This is a genomic window from Microbacterium sp. AK009, from assembly GCF_013410955.1.
GTDB lineage: Bacteria > Actinomycetota > Actinomycetes > Actinomycetales > Microbacteriaceae > Microbacterium.
This window is the reverse complement of sequence record NZ_JACCCG010000001.1, coordinates 745,054-760,043: the sequence shown is the minus strand read 5'-3', so window position 1 is coordinate 760,043 and position 14,990 is coordinate 745,054. Positions and strand designations below refer to the sequence as shown.

Annotated in this window: 14 protein-coding genes; 6 read left to right on the top strand and 8 right to left on the bottom strand. The window is 70.3% G+C overall.

Going from position 1 to position 14,990, the window contains the following annotated elements:
* Positions 1 to 4: 4 nt before the first annotated feature.
* Positions 5 to 1,462, bottom strand: coding sequence for a GuaB1 family IMP dehydrogenase-related protein (locus tag HDC37_RS03550; RefSeq protein WP_179558974.1), 1,458 nt, complete (start codon positions 1,460 to 1,462; stop codon positions 5 to 7).
* A gap of 177 nt (positions 1,463 to 1,639) precedes the next feature.
* Here HDC37_RS03550 and HDC37_RS03545 point away from each other — a divergent pair, with 177 nt between their 5' ends.
* Complete coding sequence (locus tag HDC37_RS03545) at positions 1,640 to 5,383, top strand: multifunctional oxoglutarate decarboxylase/oxoglutarate dehydrogenase thiamine pyrophosphate-binding subunit/dihydrolipoyllysine-residue succinyltransferase subunit (RefSeq protein WP_179558973.1); 3,744 nt, start codon at positions 1,640 to 1,642, stop codon at positions 5,381 to 5,383.
* Between the two features lie 92 nt (positions 5,384 to 5,475).
* Here the strand turns inward: HDC37_RS03545 and HDC37_RS03540 are convergent, their stop codons facing one another.
* Positions 5,476 to 5,718, bottom strand: coding sequence for a zf-HC2 domain-containing protein (locus HDC37_RS03540; RefSeq protein ID WP_179558972.1), 243 nt, complete (start codon positions 5,716 to 5,718; stop codon positions 5,476 to 5,478).
* Positions 5,715 to 6,383, bottom strand: coding sequence for a sigma-70 family RNA polymerase sigma factor (locus tag HDC37_RS03535; protein ID WP_179558971.1), 669 nt, complete (start codon positions 6,381 to 6,383; stop codon positions 5,715 to 5,717). The genes HDC37_RS03540 and HDC37_RS03535 overlap by 4 nt, the downstream gene beginning before the upstream one ends.
* A 37-nt stretch (positions 6,384 to 6,420) precedes the next feature.
* Here HDC37_RS03535 and aroA point away from each other — a divergent pair, with 37 nt between their 5' ends.
* From aroA to bcp, 3 genes are read left to right on the top strand one after another with little or no spacing between them, the layout of a single operon-like run.
* Positions 6,421 to 7,752 carry a 3-phosphoshikimate 1-carboxyvinyltransferase gene (gene aroA / locus HDC37_RS03530; RefSeq protein ID WP_179558970.1) on the top strand — a complete coding sequence of 444 codons (1,332 nt, stop codon included), beginning with the start codon at positions 6,421 to 6,423 and terminating at the stop codon, positions 7,750 to 7,752.
* Between the two features lie 7 nt (positions 7,753 to 7,759).
* The gene (gene rsgA / locus HDC37_RS03525) at positions 7,760 to 8,851 is read left to right on the top strand and encodes a ribosome small subunit-dependent GTPase A (RefSeq protein ID WP_179558969.1); all 1,092 of its coding nucleotides are present in this window, start codon (positions 7,760 to 7,762) and stop codon (positions 8,849 to 8,851) included.
* On the top strand, positions 8,848 to 9,318 hold the full coding sequence (gene bcp, locus HDC37_RS03520; RefSeq protein WP_179558968.1) for a thioredoxin-dependent thiol peroxidase: 471 nt from the start codon (positions 8,848 to 8,850) through the stop codon (positions 9,316 to 9,318). The genes rsgA and bcp overlap by 4 nt, the downstream gene beginning before the upstream one ends.
* A gap of 12 nt (positions 9,319 to 9,330) precedes the next feature.
* Here the strand turns inward: bcp and HDC37_RS03515 are convergent, their stop codons facing one another.
* Positions 9,331 to 9,738 carry a histidine kinase gene (locus tag HDC37_RS03515; protein WP_179558967.1) on the bottom strand — a complete coding sequence of 136 codons (408 nt, stop codon included), beginning with the start codon at positions 9,736 to 9,738 and terminating at the stop codon, positions 9,331 to 9,333.
* 210 nt (positions 9,739 to 9,948) lie between these two features.
* Here HDC37_RS03515 and HDC37_RS03510 point away from each other — a divergent pair, with 210 nt between their 5' ends.
* Positions 9,949 to 10,197 (top strand): WhiB family transcriptional regulator, encoded by a 249-nt coding sequence (locus HDC37_RS03510; protein WP_124292764.1) that lies wholly within the window; start codon positions 9,949 to 9,951, stop codon positions 10,195 to 10,197.
* A gap of 195 nt (positions 10,198 to 10,392) precedes the next feature.
* On the opposite strand, the gene HDC37_RS03505 is transcribed toward HDC37_RS03510, so the two are convergent.
* The 3 genes from HDC37_RS03505 to HDC37_RS03495 form a co-directional block, all read right to left on the bottom strand.
* A complete protein-coding gene (locus tag HDC37_RS03505; RefSeq protein WP_179558966.1) occupies positions 10,393 to 11,877 on the bottom strand; it encodes a sensor histidine kinase in 1,485 nt (494 codons plus the stop codon).
* A 98-nt stretch (positions 11,878 to 11,975) separates the two neighbouring features.
* Entirely contained in the window at positions 11,976 to 13,274 is a 1,299-nt protein-coding gene (locus tag HDC37_RS03500; RefSeq protein ID WP_179558965.1) for a P-loop NTPase, read from the bottom strand.
* Entirely contained in the window at positions 13,271 to 13,909 is a 639-nt protein-coding gene (locus HDC37_RS03495; protein WP_179558964.1) for a flagella basal body P-ring formation protein FlgA, read from the bottom strand. Before HDC37_RS03495 ends, HDC37_RS03500 begins: the two co-directional genes overlap by 4 nt.
* Before the next feature lie 114 nt (positions 13,910 to 14,023).
* Between HDC37_RS03495 and HDC37_RS03490 the strand changes: the two genes are divergently transcribed.
* On the top strand, positions 14,024 to 14,305 hold the full coding sequence (locus HDC37_RS03490; RefSeq protein ID WP_179558963.1) for a helix-turn-helix domain-containing protein: 282 nt from the start codon (positions 14,024 to 14,026) through the stop codon (positions 14,303 to 14,305).
* A 13-nt stretch (positions 14,306 to 14,318) separates the two neighbouring features.
* Here the strand turns inward: HDC37_RS03490 and HDC37_RS03485 are convergent, their stop codons facing one another.
* Complete coding sequence (locus HDC37_RS03485) at positions 14,319 to 14,924, bottom strand: hypothetical protein (RefSeq protein WP_179558962.1); 606 nt, start codon at positions 14,922 to 14,924, stop codon at positions 14,319 to 14,321.
* Positions 14,925 to 14,990: the final 66 nt, after the last annotated feature.

The following is a 14,990-nucleotide window of genomic DNA, read 5'->3' as shown; positions in this document are numbered from 1 at the left end:
AGCCTCACCAGCTGACGGGGAGCGCCTTGCCCTCCTCGTACCCGGCGGCGGACTGCAGGCCCACGCGGGCGCGCTCGTGGAACTGCGCCACGGTGTGCGCGCCCGCGTAGGTGAAGGACGACCGCACGCCCGAGGTGATCATGTCGAGCAGGTCCTCGAGTCCGGGGCGGAGCGGGTCGAGGTAGATCTTCGACGACGAGATCCCCTCTGCGAAGAGCTCCTTGCGTGCTCGTTCGTAGGGATCGAGGCGGCCGAAGCGCTCCTGCACCGCCTTGGTCGACGCCATGCCCCACGACTCCTTGTACGCCCGGCCCGCGTCATCCCGCAGCAGCTCACCGGGGGCTTCGATCGTGCCCGCGAACCAGGAGCCGATCATGACCGAGGCGGCCCCGGCCGCCAGCGCCAGAGCGACGTCGCGGGGGTAGCGCACCCCGCCGTCGGCCCACACGTGCGCGCCGCGGGCCCGCGCGGCCTCGGCGGTCTCGAGGACGGCGGAGAACTGGGGGCGACCGACGGCCGTCATCATGCGCGTGGTGCACATCGCACCGGGGCCGACGCCGACTTTCACAATGGTCGCCCCGGCATCGACGAGGTCTGCGACCCCGTCGGAGGTGACGATGTTGCCCGCGACGATCGGCACACCGAGGTTCGCGGCCGACACCGCACGGAGGGCCCGGAGCATGCCGTCCTGATGACCGTGCGCGGTGTCGACGACGAGGACGTCGACACCGGCCGCCACGAGCGCGCGCGCCTTCGCCGCGACATCGCCGTTGATGCCGACGGCCGCCGCGACGGCGAGGCGCCCCGCGGCGTCGACGGCGGGGCGGTAGAGCGTGGTACGCAGCGCGCTGCGCCGCGACAGCGTGCCGATGACGAAACCGTGATGCAGCACGCACACCGTCTCGGCGTCGGCGCCCACGATGAGATCGAAGGCATGCCGGGCGTCGTCGACGTCGTCCGCATCGATCGACGCGGCATGCCCGCGGGCGAGATCGCCGAGGCGCGCATCGGGAAGAGCGGATCCCAGCCTGCGAGCGGGAACCACGCCGTGGACGTCGTCGATGTGCGCGCGTCCGGCGGGCGCATCGCTGACGACGATGCCGTGTCCCTCGGTGGCCGGGAGGAGCCGAGCGGCGTCGGCGACGGTCGCCGACGAGGGCAGCACCAGCGGGGTGTCCCACGGCACGGGCTGCGCCTTGACCCACCGGATCGCCGCGTCGAGCTCCTGCAGGGGCAGGTCCTGCGGCAGGACGCCCAGCCCGCCCCGCCGCGCGAGGGTGGCCGCCAGCCGCGCCCCCGTCACCGAGTTCATGTTGGCCGATACGAGCGGGAGGGTCGCGGGCGTGCCGTCCGCGGGCGCGAGATCGACGTCGAGCCGGCTCGTGATCGCCGAGTGGCGGGGAACCAGGAACACGTCCGAGTAGGTGAGGTCGACCTGCGGTTTCTCGCCGTAGAACTCCATTGCACCGATCCTAGAGACCTTTGCGGCCAGGTGAAGAAAGGCGATTCTCGGCCCACTGGGCGGAAGTGGACCCGAAACGGCCCGCGCAGACTGGGTTAGTCTTAACAATCGTGCGTGCGGGCCGTACCGAGACCTGTACGACAGACGAATTTCGGCGATGAAAGCAGGCGATCGAGCGTGTCGAGCCAGGTGACCGGCGTCGGGGTGTCGAGCGAGGGAGAGTTCGGGGCCAACGAATGGCTGGTCGATGAACTGTACGAGCAGTACAAGGTCGACAAGAACTCCGTGGACAAGGAGTGGTGGCCGATCCTCGAGGCCTATCACCCCGTCGAAGTGGACGGCGAGAACACGGATGACGCCGGCTCGCAGGCGACGCCTGCGGCCGACGCCGCGCCTGCGGCATCCCCTGAGCCGGCCCCTCCCGCCCACGCCAACGACGCCCACCCGATCACCGCACCGGTACCCGTGATCGGCGCTCAGCCGGTCGCGCGCACGACCGCGAAGCCCGCCGCCCCGCAGCCGATTCCGGCGCAGGCTCCGAAGGTCACGCCGTCAGCGGCGCAGGAGCAGACCGACGAGGACAAGGTCACGGTCCTCAAGGGGATGACGAAGACCCTCGCGGCCAACATGGACCAGTCGCTGACCGTCCCGACGGCGACGAGCGTGCGCACGGTGCCCGCGAAGCTGATGATCGACAACCGCATCGTCATCAACAACCACATGGCGCGCACACGCGGCGGCAAGATCAGCTTCACCCACCTCATCGGCTGGGCGATGATCCAGGCACTGAAGGAGTTCCCGAGCCAGAACGTCTTCTACGCCGAAGTCGATGACAAGCCCTCGGTGGTCGCCCCCGCGCACATCAACCTCGGCATCGCCATCGACCTGCCCAAGCCCGACGGCACCCGGTCGCTGCTGGTTCCCAGCATCAAGCGCGCCGAGAGCCTCACCTTCAGCGAGTACCTCGCCTCGTACGAGGATCTGGTCACCCGCGCCCGGGGCAACAAGCTGACCGCCGGCGACTTCCAGGGCACCACGATCTCCCTCACCAACCCGGGCGGCATCGGCACCGTCCACTCGGTGCCTCGCCTGATGAAGGGTCAGGGCTGCATCGTCGGCGCGGGCGCGCTGGACTACCCCGCCGAGTTCCAGGGTGCGAGCGAGAAGACGCTCAACGAGATGGCGATCGGCAAGACGATCACCCTCACCAGCACCTACGACCACCGCGTCATCCAGGGTGCCGGCTCGGGCGAGTTCCTCAAGATCATCCACGAGCTGCTCATCGGCAAGCGCGGCTTCTACGACGACATCTTCGCCGCACTGCGCATCCCCTACGCGCCGATCCACTGGGCCAGCGACATCAACGTCGACATCGCCGAGCGCGTGGACAAGACCGCTCGCGTGCAGGAGCTCATCAACTCCTTCCGCGTGCGCGGTCACCTCATGGCCGACATCGACCCCCTCGAGTACGTCCAGCGCACCCACCCCGACCTCGAGATCGAGCAGCACGGGCTGACGTTCTGGGATCTCGACCGCGAGTTCGTCACCGGTGGCTTCGGCGGCAAGCGCCTGATGAAGCTCCGAGAGATCCTCGGTGTGCTCCGCGACTCGTACTGCCGCACGATCGGCCTGGAGTACATGCACATCCAGGACCCCGCGCAGCGGCTGTGGTTCCAGCAGAACGTCGAGGTCAAGTACACCAAGCCCGGCCACGACGAGCAGCTGCGCATCCTGTCGAAGCTGAACCAGGCCGAGGCCTTCGAGACCTTCCTGCAGACGAAGTACGTCGGGCAGAAGCGCTTCAGCCTCGAAGGCGGCGAGTCGCTCATCCCGCTGCTCGACGAGGTGCTGCAGGGTGCCGCGCAGGCGGGCCTGGACGGCGCGGCGATCGGCATGGCCCACCGCGGCCGCCTGAACGTCCTGACCAATATCGGCGGCAAGACCTACGGACAGGTGTTCCGCGAGTTCGAGGGCTCGGTCGCCGTGGGCGCCAAGCGCGGCTCGGGCGATGTGAAGTACCACCTCGGCACGGAGGGCACCTTCGTCGCCGACGACGGCAGCGAGCTGCCCGTCTACCTCGCCGCCAACCCCTCGCACCTCGAGACCGTCGATGGTGTGCTGGAGGGCATCGTGCGCGCCCGGCAGGACCGCAAGCCCGTCGGCACGTTCTCGTGGCTGCCGGTCCTCATCCATGGCGATGCGGCCTTCGCCGGACAGGGCGTGGTCGTCGAGACGCTGCAGATGTCGCAGCTGCGCGGCTACCGCACGGGCGGCACCGTGCACATCGTGGTCAACAACCAGGTCGGCTTCACCACGATGCCCACCGATGCGCGCACCTCGGTGTACGCCACCGATGTCGCCAAGACGATCCAGGCGCCCATCTTCCACGTCAACGGCGATGACCCCGAGGCCGTCGTCCGCGTGGCGCAGCTCGCCTTCGCCTACCGCGAGAAGTTCCACCGCGATGTCGTGATCGATCTCGTCTGCTACCGCCGCCGAGGCCACAACGAGGGTGACGACCCCTCGATGACTCAGCCGTTGATGACGAATCTCATCGAGGCCAAGCGCTCGGTGCGCCGCCTCTACACCGAGGCTCTCGTCGGTCGTGGAGACATCACCGAGGAAGAGTACGAACAGGCCAAGCGCGACTTCCAGAACCGCCTGGAGATCGCCTTCGCCGAGACGCACGCGGCCGAGACCGGGTCTTCTCCGACCGTCGGTCCGGATGCGGATGACGCGGGGGCCACGCCCGCGGGCGAGCTCGACACGACGGGTGTCTCCCGCGACATGGTGCACCTCATCGGCGACGCCTTCGTCAACAAGCCCGAGGGGTTCACCGTGCACGGCAAGCTCCAGCAGCTGCTGGACAAGCGCCTGGACATGAGCCGGAACGGCAACATCGACTGGGGCTTCGCCGAGCTCCTCGCCTTCGGCTCGCTGCTGGTCGAGGGCACCTCGGTGCGCCTGGCGGGTCAGGACTCCCGGCGGGGCACCTTCGTGCAGCGCCACTCGGTGCTGCACGATCGCCAGAACGGCCAGGAGTGGATCCCGCTTGCCAACCTCGCCGACAACCAGGGCCGCTTCTGGGTCTACGACTCCCTGCTCAGCGAGTACGCCGCGATGGCCTTCGAGTACGGCTACTCGGTCGAGCGCACCGATGCGCTGGTGCTGTGGGAAGCGCAGTTCGGCGACTTCGCCAACGGCGCCCAGTCAGTCATCGACGAGTTCATCTCCTCCGCCGAGCAGAAGTGGGGCCAGCAGTCCAGCGTCACGCTCCTCCTCCCCCACGGGTATGAGGGTCAGGGGCCCGATCACTCGTCGGCGCGGATCGAGCGGTACCTGCAGATGTGCGCGCAGGACAACATGATCGTCGCTCGCCCGTCGACTCCCGCCTCGTACTTCCACCTGCTGCGTCGCCAGGCATACGCACGGCCCCGCCGCCCGCTCATCGTCTTCACTCCGAAGGCGATGCTGCGCCTGCGCGGAGCGACCAGCAAGGTCGAGGACTTCCTCACCGGTCGCTTCGAACCGGTGCTCGACGACGACCGCGGCATCGAGGCGTCGAAGGTGGAGCGGGTGCTGCTCCACTCCGGGAAGCTTCACTGGGATCTGCGCGCCGAACTGGACAAGAAGCCCGACCCGCGGATCGCCCTGGTGCGTCTGGAGCAGTTCTACCCCTCGCCCGTCGAAGGGCTGCACCGCGTGCTGGCCAGATACCCCGGTGCCGACCTGGTGTGGGTGCAGGACGAGCCCGAGAACCAGGGCGCGTGGCCCTTCATCGCCCTCGAACTGAGCAAGCACCTCGACGGCCGCGACATCGCGCTGATCTCGCGCCCCGCGATGGCCTCCACCGCGACCGGATCGCCGAAGGTGCACGCGGCCGAACAGGCCGAGATCATGCGGGCGGCTCTGACGATCTGACCGCTCAGCGGACCGAACCGCGCCCGGCGGCGTGTCACGGCGCATCCCCGCCGTTGTGCACGGCGGTGAAGGGGATCAGCGGTCGACGCGAATCAGTGCGTGGCCTGGGCGGCGCGCAGCCGCGCGAGGATCTGGTCGCGCAGCTCCTCGGGCGCAGTCTCCTTGCACGCCCGGGCCACGACCTCGGTGAGCGTCCGGGCGACCAGCGCCTCGTCGCGGCATCCGGGGCAGTTGTCCAGGTGCTCGGTGATGTCCGTGTGCTCGGTCTTGCACACCTCGTTGCGGAGGTACTCCTCGAGGTCGCGCCGTGCCTTCTCGCAGCCGCAGTCCGTCATTTCTTTGCTCCCGTGGCGGCAGTGTCGATGCCGCGCTCTTTCGCGTAATCGGCCAGGAGGTCACGCAGCATCCGCCTGCCTCGGTGCAGACGACTCATGACCGTGCCGATTGGGGTCTTCATGATGTCGGCGATCTCCTGATAGGCGAAGCCCTCCACATCGGCGAGGTACACCGCCAGCCGGAAGTCCTCCGGGATCGCCTGCAGCGCATCCTTCACCACCGACGCCGGCATGTGATCGATCGCCTCGGCCTCGGCCGAGCGCGTGCTGATCGCCGTCGTCGATTCGGCTCCGCCGAGCTGCCAGTCCTCCAGCTCGTCGATCGCCCCCTGGAAGGGCTCGCGCTGCTTCTTCCGGTAGGTGTTGATGTACGTGTTGGTGAGGATCCGGTAGAGCCACGCCTTCAGGTTCGTGCCCTGGGTGAAGCTCTTCCACGACGCGAACGCCTTCACGAACGTCTCCTGGACGAGGTCGGCGGCATCGGCCGGATTGCGCGTCATCCGCATCGCCGCGGCGTACAGCTGGTCCATGAACGGCAGCGCCTGCTGCTCGAACTGCGTACGCGTGTCCTCGGCGGAGGCTGGCTGGTCAGACATCACGCGCCAGTCTACGGCGGCGATCTCCTCGACAGCCTGTGCGTCAGACCGTTCGAGCGTGGCGATCATCCCGGCTCCTCTCGGTGGTTCGTTAGGGTAGAACCCGATGACACCGCCCGGGTATTCCCCCGACTCCGACGTCCGCGCGTGGGCTGCCCCGACGGCGGTGGCACCGTTGCGCGCCGTCGTCACGGTGCCGGGGTCGAAATCGCTGACCAACCGCGAACTCGTCCTCGCCGCCCTCGCCGACGGCCCCAGCCGGCTGACCGCCCCGCTGCACAGCGACGACTCCGCTCGGATGATCGATGCCCTGCGAGCGCTCGGAGTCTCCGTCGAGACCGAACCCGGCGAGGGTGACTTCGGCGATGACCTGCTCATCACCCCCACCTGGCCGCTGCACGGAGGCGGTGCGGTGGACTGCGGTCAGGCCGGCACCGTGATGCGGTTCATCAGTCCCGTCGCCGGTTTCGCCGACAACGACGTGGAAGTCACCGCACACGAGACGGCACTCCACCGCCCCATGGGGGCGATGATCCACGCCCTTCGCGACGTCGGTGTCGACATCGACGACGGCGGCCACTGGTCGCTCCCCTTCCTGGTGCGCGGCCGCGGTCATGTGCGCGGCGGCGAGGTGACGATGGACGCCAGTGCGTCCAGCCAGTTCGTGTCGGGGCTGCTCCTGGCCGCTCCGCGCTTCGACGTGGGACTGCACCTCATCCACTCCGGGGGTCGGCTCCCGAGCATCCCGCACATCGACATGACGGTCGAAGCCCTCGCACGACGAGGGGTCCACGTCGAGCGCCCCGCTCCCGGTGAGTGGGTCGTCCCCGCGGGACCCATCCGGGCGAAGGACGTCGCGATCGAACCCGACCTGTCCAACGCGGCCCCGTTCCTGGCCGCGGCCATGATCGCGGGCGGCTCGGTGTCGGTGACCGGATGGCCGCTGCACTCCACCCAGCCCGGCGCCATGCTCAGCGACATCCTGTCCCTCATGGGGGCACGCGTGGTCCGCCGAGGGGGGGCTCTGACCGTCACCGCCGGAGAGTCCATCGCGGGCGTGGACCTCGACCTCTCCGCCGCGGGCGAGCTGACCCCCACCCTGTTCGCCCTCGCCGCCTTCGCCGGGGCGCCGACGACCCTGTACGGCATCGGACACATCCGGGGGCACGAGACCGACCGCATCGCCGCGCTCGTGGACAACCTCCGCGCGCTCGGCGGCGAGGCGCACGAACTCCCGGACGGCATCCGCATCGTTCCCCGGCCGCTGGAGGGAGGCCTCTGGCGCGCCCACCACGATCACCGCCTCGCCACCACCGGCGCCCTCATCGGCCTGCGTGTGAGGGGCGTGTCGGTGGACGACATCGGCACGACGGCGAAGACGATGCCCCAGTTCCCGGAGCTCTGGGTGCGCATGCTCGCCGGCGCCACGGAGGGATGACCCGACCGTGAGCTGGCTGGACGACGCCGCCGACGACGACGACCTCGACTTCGATGAGGCCGATGTGCGCGTCCGGCCGAACCCGAAAGCCAACCGCCCGCGTACCAAACGACGCCCGGCGCACGCGGATGCGCAGATCGGCCGGGTGCTCGGCGTCGACAGGGGCCGGTACGCCGTGCTCGTCGACGAAGACGGCGACGACGAGCACGAGATCATCGCGATGCGCGCGCGCGAACTGCGGAAGGTCCCCATCGTCACGGGCGACCGCGCGCGGCTCGTGGGAGACACCTCGGGGAACGAGGGCACCCTCGCCCGGATCGTCGGCATCGAGGAGCGCTCCTCGCTCCTGCGCCGCAGCGCCGACGACACCGATCAGGTCGAGCGGGTCATCGTGGCCAACGCCGACCAGATGCTCGTCGTCGTCGCCGCGGCCGATCCCGAGCCGCGGGAACGGCTGGTCGACCGCTATCTCGTCGCGGCGCTGGACGCCGGGATCCGCCCGCTCCTGGTCGTGACGAAGACCGACCTCGCCGACCCCGCCGAGTTCCTCAGCCATTTCGAGGGGCTCGACCTCGAGGTCTTCACCAGCGCGCGCGGCGAGATGCCGGTCGAACGCATCGGCGCGTCGCTCTCGGGGCACGCCACCGTGTTCGTGGGGCACTCCGGCGTCGGCAAGTCGACCCTGGTGAACGCCCTCGTGCCCGACGCGCATCGGGCCACCGGGCACGTCAACGAGGTCACCGGCCGTGGGCGTCACACCTCCAGCTCGACGGTGTCGCTGCGCTACCGCGGAGCGGCGGGTTCGGGGTGGGTGATCGACACCCCCGGCGTCCGCTCCTTCGGGCTCGGTCACGTCGACCCCGCGAACATCCTGCGCGCCTTCACCGAACTGGCCGACATCGCCGAGGAGTGCCCGCGGGGGTGCACGCACCTTCCCGACGCCCCCGACTGCGCCCTCGTCGAGGCGGTCGCCGACGGACGACTCGGGCCCACCGGGCCGGCGCGGCTGGACTCGCTGCAGCGGCTTCTCACCACCTTCGCCGACCGCGGCGATCGGGCCGCACCGCGGCATCCGGTTCGCCCTAGGCTGGAATCATGACGCGTCTGGAACCCGGAGACCTCGCCCCCGATTTCACCCTCGACGACCAGGACTCCACCCCGGTCTCGCTCGCAGACTTCCGCGGCACCGGTGTGGTGCTCTTCTTCTACCCCGCCGCGATGACACCCGGGTGCACCACCGAGGCGTGCGACTTCCGCGACTCGCTGGCCCCGCTGCAGGCCGCCGGCTACGCCGTGCTCGGCATCTCGCGCGACGACGCGGCGACGCTGCAGAAGTTCCGCGAGCGCGACGGCCTGACCTACCCGCTTCTCAGCGACCCCGATCATTCCGTCCACGACGCCTACGGCGCATGGGGCGAGAAGACCAACTACGGCAAGACCGTGCAGGGCGTCATCCGCTCGACCTTCGTGATCGACCCCGACGGCCGCGTCGCGCACGCCCTCTACAACGTCAAGGCCACCGGTCACGTCGCTCGGGTGCGGAGCATCCTGGGCCTCGCTGCCTGAGGTCCCCCGGGTTCAGGCTTCGGGGCCTGTCCCCTCGTCGGAGGCTTCCCGGGGTGCCGAGGTGCGCGTCGCCCAGACGAGGGTGGCGAGGACGACCACCGCCGGCACCGCCAGGAGCAGCGCCGAGAACGGCTGCGCGTATGCACCCGTCGCCGCCCCCAGAGCGACGGCGAGGATGAGCAGCTGAGTGACGATCCCGCCCGATCGCCCCCACGAGATCCGCCGCCACGCGGCACCCGCGAAGGCGAGGACGATCGCCGCGCCGGCGAGCGTGAGCACGAGGAGCGCGAGCGCGGTCGTCAGGATGCCGGTGTCGCCGCCGACGAGCGCGACCACCTGCCACCCGACGAGGACCAGAAGCCCGATGCCCTCGAGAGCCAACAGGAGACCGGCCATCCGGTGAGCGATGATGTCGCGCATGACCCTCTCTCGTTCCGGGGGGCGGAAGGAAACCTCGCCGAAACCACGACGTCGACTCTTGATTCCCTTCATGTGCTATGGGAACATTGAACAAGCCGTGTGCTCCCACAGCGACGTGGGGCGAGCTACCGCTCGCACCCCCACAGGGTATCGGCCCCGATTCCGGGACATACCATTCCCCCCACCCATTCTGCATCAAGGAGCACCCCTATGGATTGGCGCGACAAGGCCGCCTGCCTGACTGTCGACCCCGAGCTGTTCTTCCCCGTGGGGAACACCGGTCCCGCTGTCGACCAGATCGAGAAGGCGAAGTCCGTGTGCGCCCGGTGCACCGTCACCGAGACCTGCCTGCAGTACGCCCTCGAAAGCGGACAGGACTCCGGCGTCTGGGGTGGCCTCTCCGAGGATGAGCGTCGCGCCCTGAAGCGTCGCGCCGCGCGCGCGCGCCGCGCCAGCTGAGTCCGGCCTCTCACCGCCGACTGATCGCGGCTGCCCCCGCCGACGGAATTCGGCTCTCCCCCCGCCGACCCGCCGTTCACAGCGGCGGCTCTGTGATGCGGCACCCCGCCGAACCAGGCCCTGCACCCGCGCGTCGCGACGAATCCCCGCCGTTGTGAACGCCCAAAGGCGTGAGGGCGACTGACGCGGGGCGCCTCAGCCCTCCATCCGCTCGATGTATCGCAGAGGGATCTCGATGGTGACCTCGGTGCCGCTTCCGACCAATGTGTGCCAGTCGATCGTGCCGCCGAGTTCGCCCTGGATGAGCGTACGTACGATCTGCGTGCCGAGCCCGCGTCCGACCAGGCCCTCCGGCAGACCCACGCCGTTGTCACGGACCCGCACTTCGAGCCGCTCGTCGGTGCGGTCGGCGATGATCTCCACATCGCCCTCCTGGCCCGCCAGTCCGTGCTCGACCGCGTTGGTGACGAGTTCTGTCAGCGCGAGGGCGAGCGGGGTCGCGTAGGCGCTCGGCAGGGTGCCGAACCGACCGGTGGAGCGCGTGCGCGCACGGGTGTTGGGTGCGGCGGCGACCTCGGCGACGAGCTTCAGCACGCGCGCGAACACGTCGTCGAAGTCGACGCTCTGGGTGAGTCCCTCCGACAGGGTGTCGTGCACCACCGCGATGGCCGACACCCGGCGCATGGCCTGCGTGAGCGCCTCACGAGCCTCGTCCGAATGCGAGCGCCGTGCTTGGATCCGCAGCAGCGAGGCCACCGTCTGCAGGTTGTTCTTCACCCGGTGGTGGATCTCGCGGATCGTGGCGTCCTTGGTGATGAGCTCCTGCTCCTGGTGCCGGAGCTCGGTGACATCGCGACAGAGCACGATCGCGCCGATGCGGGTGCCGCGGTCGCGAAGGGGGATGGTCCGCAGCGACACCGTGACCCCCTGCGCCTCGATGTCGGCACGCCACGGTGCTCGGCCGGTGACCACCAGCGGCAGCGACTCGTCGAACTCACGACGGGTGGTGAGGATGCGGGTGGTGACCTCCACCAGCGACTCACCCTCGAGCTCGTCGTCGAAGCCCATCCGGTTGAAGGCGGACAGCGCATTGGGGCTGGCGAAGGTGACGACGCCGGCCGGGTCGATGCGGATGAGCCCGTCCGACGCGCGGGGTGCACCGCGACGCGGCGCGGTCGGCGTCGCCAGGTCGGGGAATTCCCCCGAGGCGATCATGCCGAACAGGTCGTCGGCGCAGTCGTTGAACGTGATCTGCTGTCTCGACGGCGTGCGGGTCTCGCCGAGGTTGGTGTGACGGGTGAGAACCCCGACCGTCTCGACCGTCTCGCCGCTTCGACGCACGATCGGCACGGCCCGCACGCGGGTGGGTGTCTCCTCGAACCAGTCCGGTGAGGCGGAGTCGACGATGCGACCTGAGACGAAGGCATCGCGCACCTGCGTCGCCCACTGCGGCCGGACCCGGTCGCTGACGATGTCGCGGTAGAACAGCGTCGCCGCCCCGCTCGGCCTCGTGTGCGCCACCGCGACGAACGAGTCGTCGGCGGTAGGCACCCAGATCACGATGTCGGCGAAGGCGAGGTCGGCCAGGAGCTGGCCGTCGCCGGCGAGGCGGTGGAGCCACTCGACCTCCTCCGACCGGGAGCGGCCCTGCGCGTACACGAGATCACTGAGCGTCGACACGGCTCCCAGCCTATGTGGGGCGGCGGTGCGGGGCGGCGGTGCGGGGTGGCGGTGCGGCGCGGGGGCGTGCCGTGCGATGAGGGGACGGATGCTGCGGCTCAGCGCGTCCCGGAGACGGCGGCCGCTCCGCGGCGCTGCGCGCGCCGCGAGACGCCGGGCGCCGGTCGCACGAGGGTCTCGCCCACGAACCGCCGGATCGCCGCGGCGAACGGCGAGCGCGGTGCGACCTCGGCGATGGGTCGCGCCGCGAGCAGCGCGGCGTCGGCGGAGCGCGCGTCGTACGGGACGAACCACACGTCTCGGATGCCGGCGAACCGGTCGAGGGTGCGGCGCACCTGCCCCCGCGCGTCGATGCCGAGGGCCCCGGGGCGCAGCCGGTTCGCCAGTACGGCGACGGGAGTCGACCCGACGGTCGCGCGCAGTTCGGCGTAGCCGCGGAGGAATCGGGCGATGCCCACGGGGTCTGCCGCCGCGACCGCGACCACACGGTCGGAGACCTCGAGCGCGGCGAGCGTCGCAGCGTTGCGGCGCGGCCCCTCGAGGTCGCTGACGATCTCCTCGTCGCGCTCGAGCGAGAAGGAGACGTCGACGACGGTGTATTCCACCCAGGCGCGGCAGGCTTCCAGCGCGGCCGCCACTCGGGCGTGCGACAGTTCGGGCCACCGCGACGGACGGTTGATGCCGGTGAGAACGCGCACGCCGGTGCGACCCAGCGGCGTGCTGATGCGTTCGAGCTCGGCGACGGTCAGCTCGCCGCGGCCCGCGTGACGGCACGCGGCAGCGAACCCGGGCCCTTCGTCAGCGAGCCCCAGGGCGAGCGCCAGAGCGGGGGCGTGCGCATCGGCATCCACGAGCGCCACGCGTCGTCCGCCGCGGGCGAGTTCGAGGGCGAGTTCGACGGCGACCGTGGATCGACCGGGCGACCCAGCAGCGCCCCACACGGCGATGATCTGGGGCGTCGTCCGATCACCCGAGGCTCCCCCCGCGCCGCCGTCGGTCACGGCAGCGGTCGCGCCGCGTGTCAGGCCGGCCAGCGTCAGCGCCTCAGCGATCCGCCATCCCGGGTCGGTCAGCGTCAGCGTCGAGGACAGCCCGTAGGCGTCGACCAGGGGCCGGTCGGCGTCCTTCGCGCACAACGCCACGATACGGACGCCGTGCCGATCGCAGAGCGCCACCGCGGCGGCGGTCATCGTCCGCCGATCGGCCTGAAGGATGACAGCCTCCACCTCACCGAGCGCCACCGCGGTGATGCGGGCATCGCCGCCGTAGGCGGCATCCTCGCCGGCGAGAGCCAACGCATCCGCGGCGACGACCGCCACGACCTCGATGTCCTCCGACGCGAGCTGGTGCGCGAGGTCGGTGCCCCGCGGCTCATCCACGGCGACGAACACCTTCATCGCGAGCCCCCGACGGCCGGCACGACCGAGAGCGCGGATTCGTCGGACATGGCCTCGAGCACGACAGCGACGTCTGCGCGCGGGATGACGATCTCCAGGGCCGCAGCGCCGCCGCCGATCATCGAGTCGTCACGCGTGACGGAGGCGACCGTGGCGTCCGCGACGAGGATTCGCGGCACGTCGTAGGTGCCCGGTTCCACGAGCGGCGCCGCCCACACCTCGACCACCGATCCCGCCTCCACCGCCGCCGGGACATCGACCGAGCTGCGGAGCACGACCGTGGTGGTGCGCACCGCGTCGGCGGACTCCACGGCGCTGCGGGGGACGAGTTCGTCGGAGGCGATGGTGCGCGTGGCCACGACCCCCTCCTCCAGTGACCCCTCCCACGATGCGGGATCGAGGTACGCCCCTTCGAGCGCGCCAAGAGCCACTTCTTCGACGCGCACGTCCTCGGCCGACACGACCTCCCCCGAGACGATCGTGCGAGCGGCGACGAAGACGGGCACCGTCTGCCGCGCAGCCGAGACGACGAACCAGACGCCGGCCACGGAGGCCACGATCAGCAGGATGCCGAGGAGGAAGCGTGCGTCGGCCCAGAAGGCGCGGTGGCGGCGGCCGGTGTCCACAGCGGTCATGAGGCCATGTTCGCTCAGGCCGCCGAACGGGCCCGCGCGTTATCCACAGCCGCCGTTATCCACAGCGCCGCGCGGGCTCATCGGCACGCGGGAGCCCACGACGATAATGGGGGCATGCCCGAATCCCCGTCCGCCGACGTGCGCATGCTCGCACCCGCGCAGGTCGCCGAGGTGCTGGGCGTGTCGGTGGACGAGGTGATCGCGCTCGTCCATGAGCGCCGACTCCGCGGCGCCCGGGTCGGATCGCCCGCCCGCTGGCGTGTGGAGGAGCAGAGCGTCACGGACTACCTCGACGATCAGGCTGAAGAAGCGCGGCGGATCGCGCTGTGGCACCAGTCGCAGGAGGCGAGCTTCCCCGAGCTGTGGGGCACCGGGTTCGTCCGCAACCCCGACTGAGGCGCCGCGGGCGTCAGAGGACGCTGACCCCCTCCTCGGCCCGCAGCCATGCCACAGCGGAGAAGGGCACCATCCGGTATCCCGTCACCTCGCCTGTCCGTCGCGGCGAGCCGGGATCGTGGAGGGCGATGTCCAGGTGGTCTGCTCCGGCCCGGTCGATCGTCCCCGTCATCCCGCGTCCGGATGACAGCTGCAGCGCCACCGCCGCGCGGCGTCGCACGAGATCACGGACGACGAAGCCGAAGGTCATCCGACCCGCCAGGCCCGAGGGCGCGGCGCCGTCGGCGCGCGCGGTGCGGAGGAGGTCGGCCTGGCTCACCCCGATTCCGACGATCGCGGAAAGGGGAACCAGGGTGATCCCCATCCGCCGGGCTTCGTCGCGCAGCGCCACCCAGTCGGCTCCGACGCCGACGAGGTCGGACCGCAACGAAGAGCCGTCGCTCAGCTCCCACGACACCGCGGCGGCGGATGGCGTCGCCTGCAGGGCCGTCAGACGCTGACGCATCTCCAGACGGGACAGCCGCAGCCGCTCGGCCTCGGTATCCAGAGCGGCGCGCTCGGCCTCCCACTCGGAGGCGAGCTGGTCTTCGAGATCATCGAAGAAGCGGTCCCATTGCACCTCGTGAGGTTAGAGCAGAACGTGAGGAGTCGATGAGAACTTATCCCCAGGGGCTCTGCGGGCTCT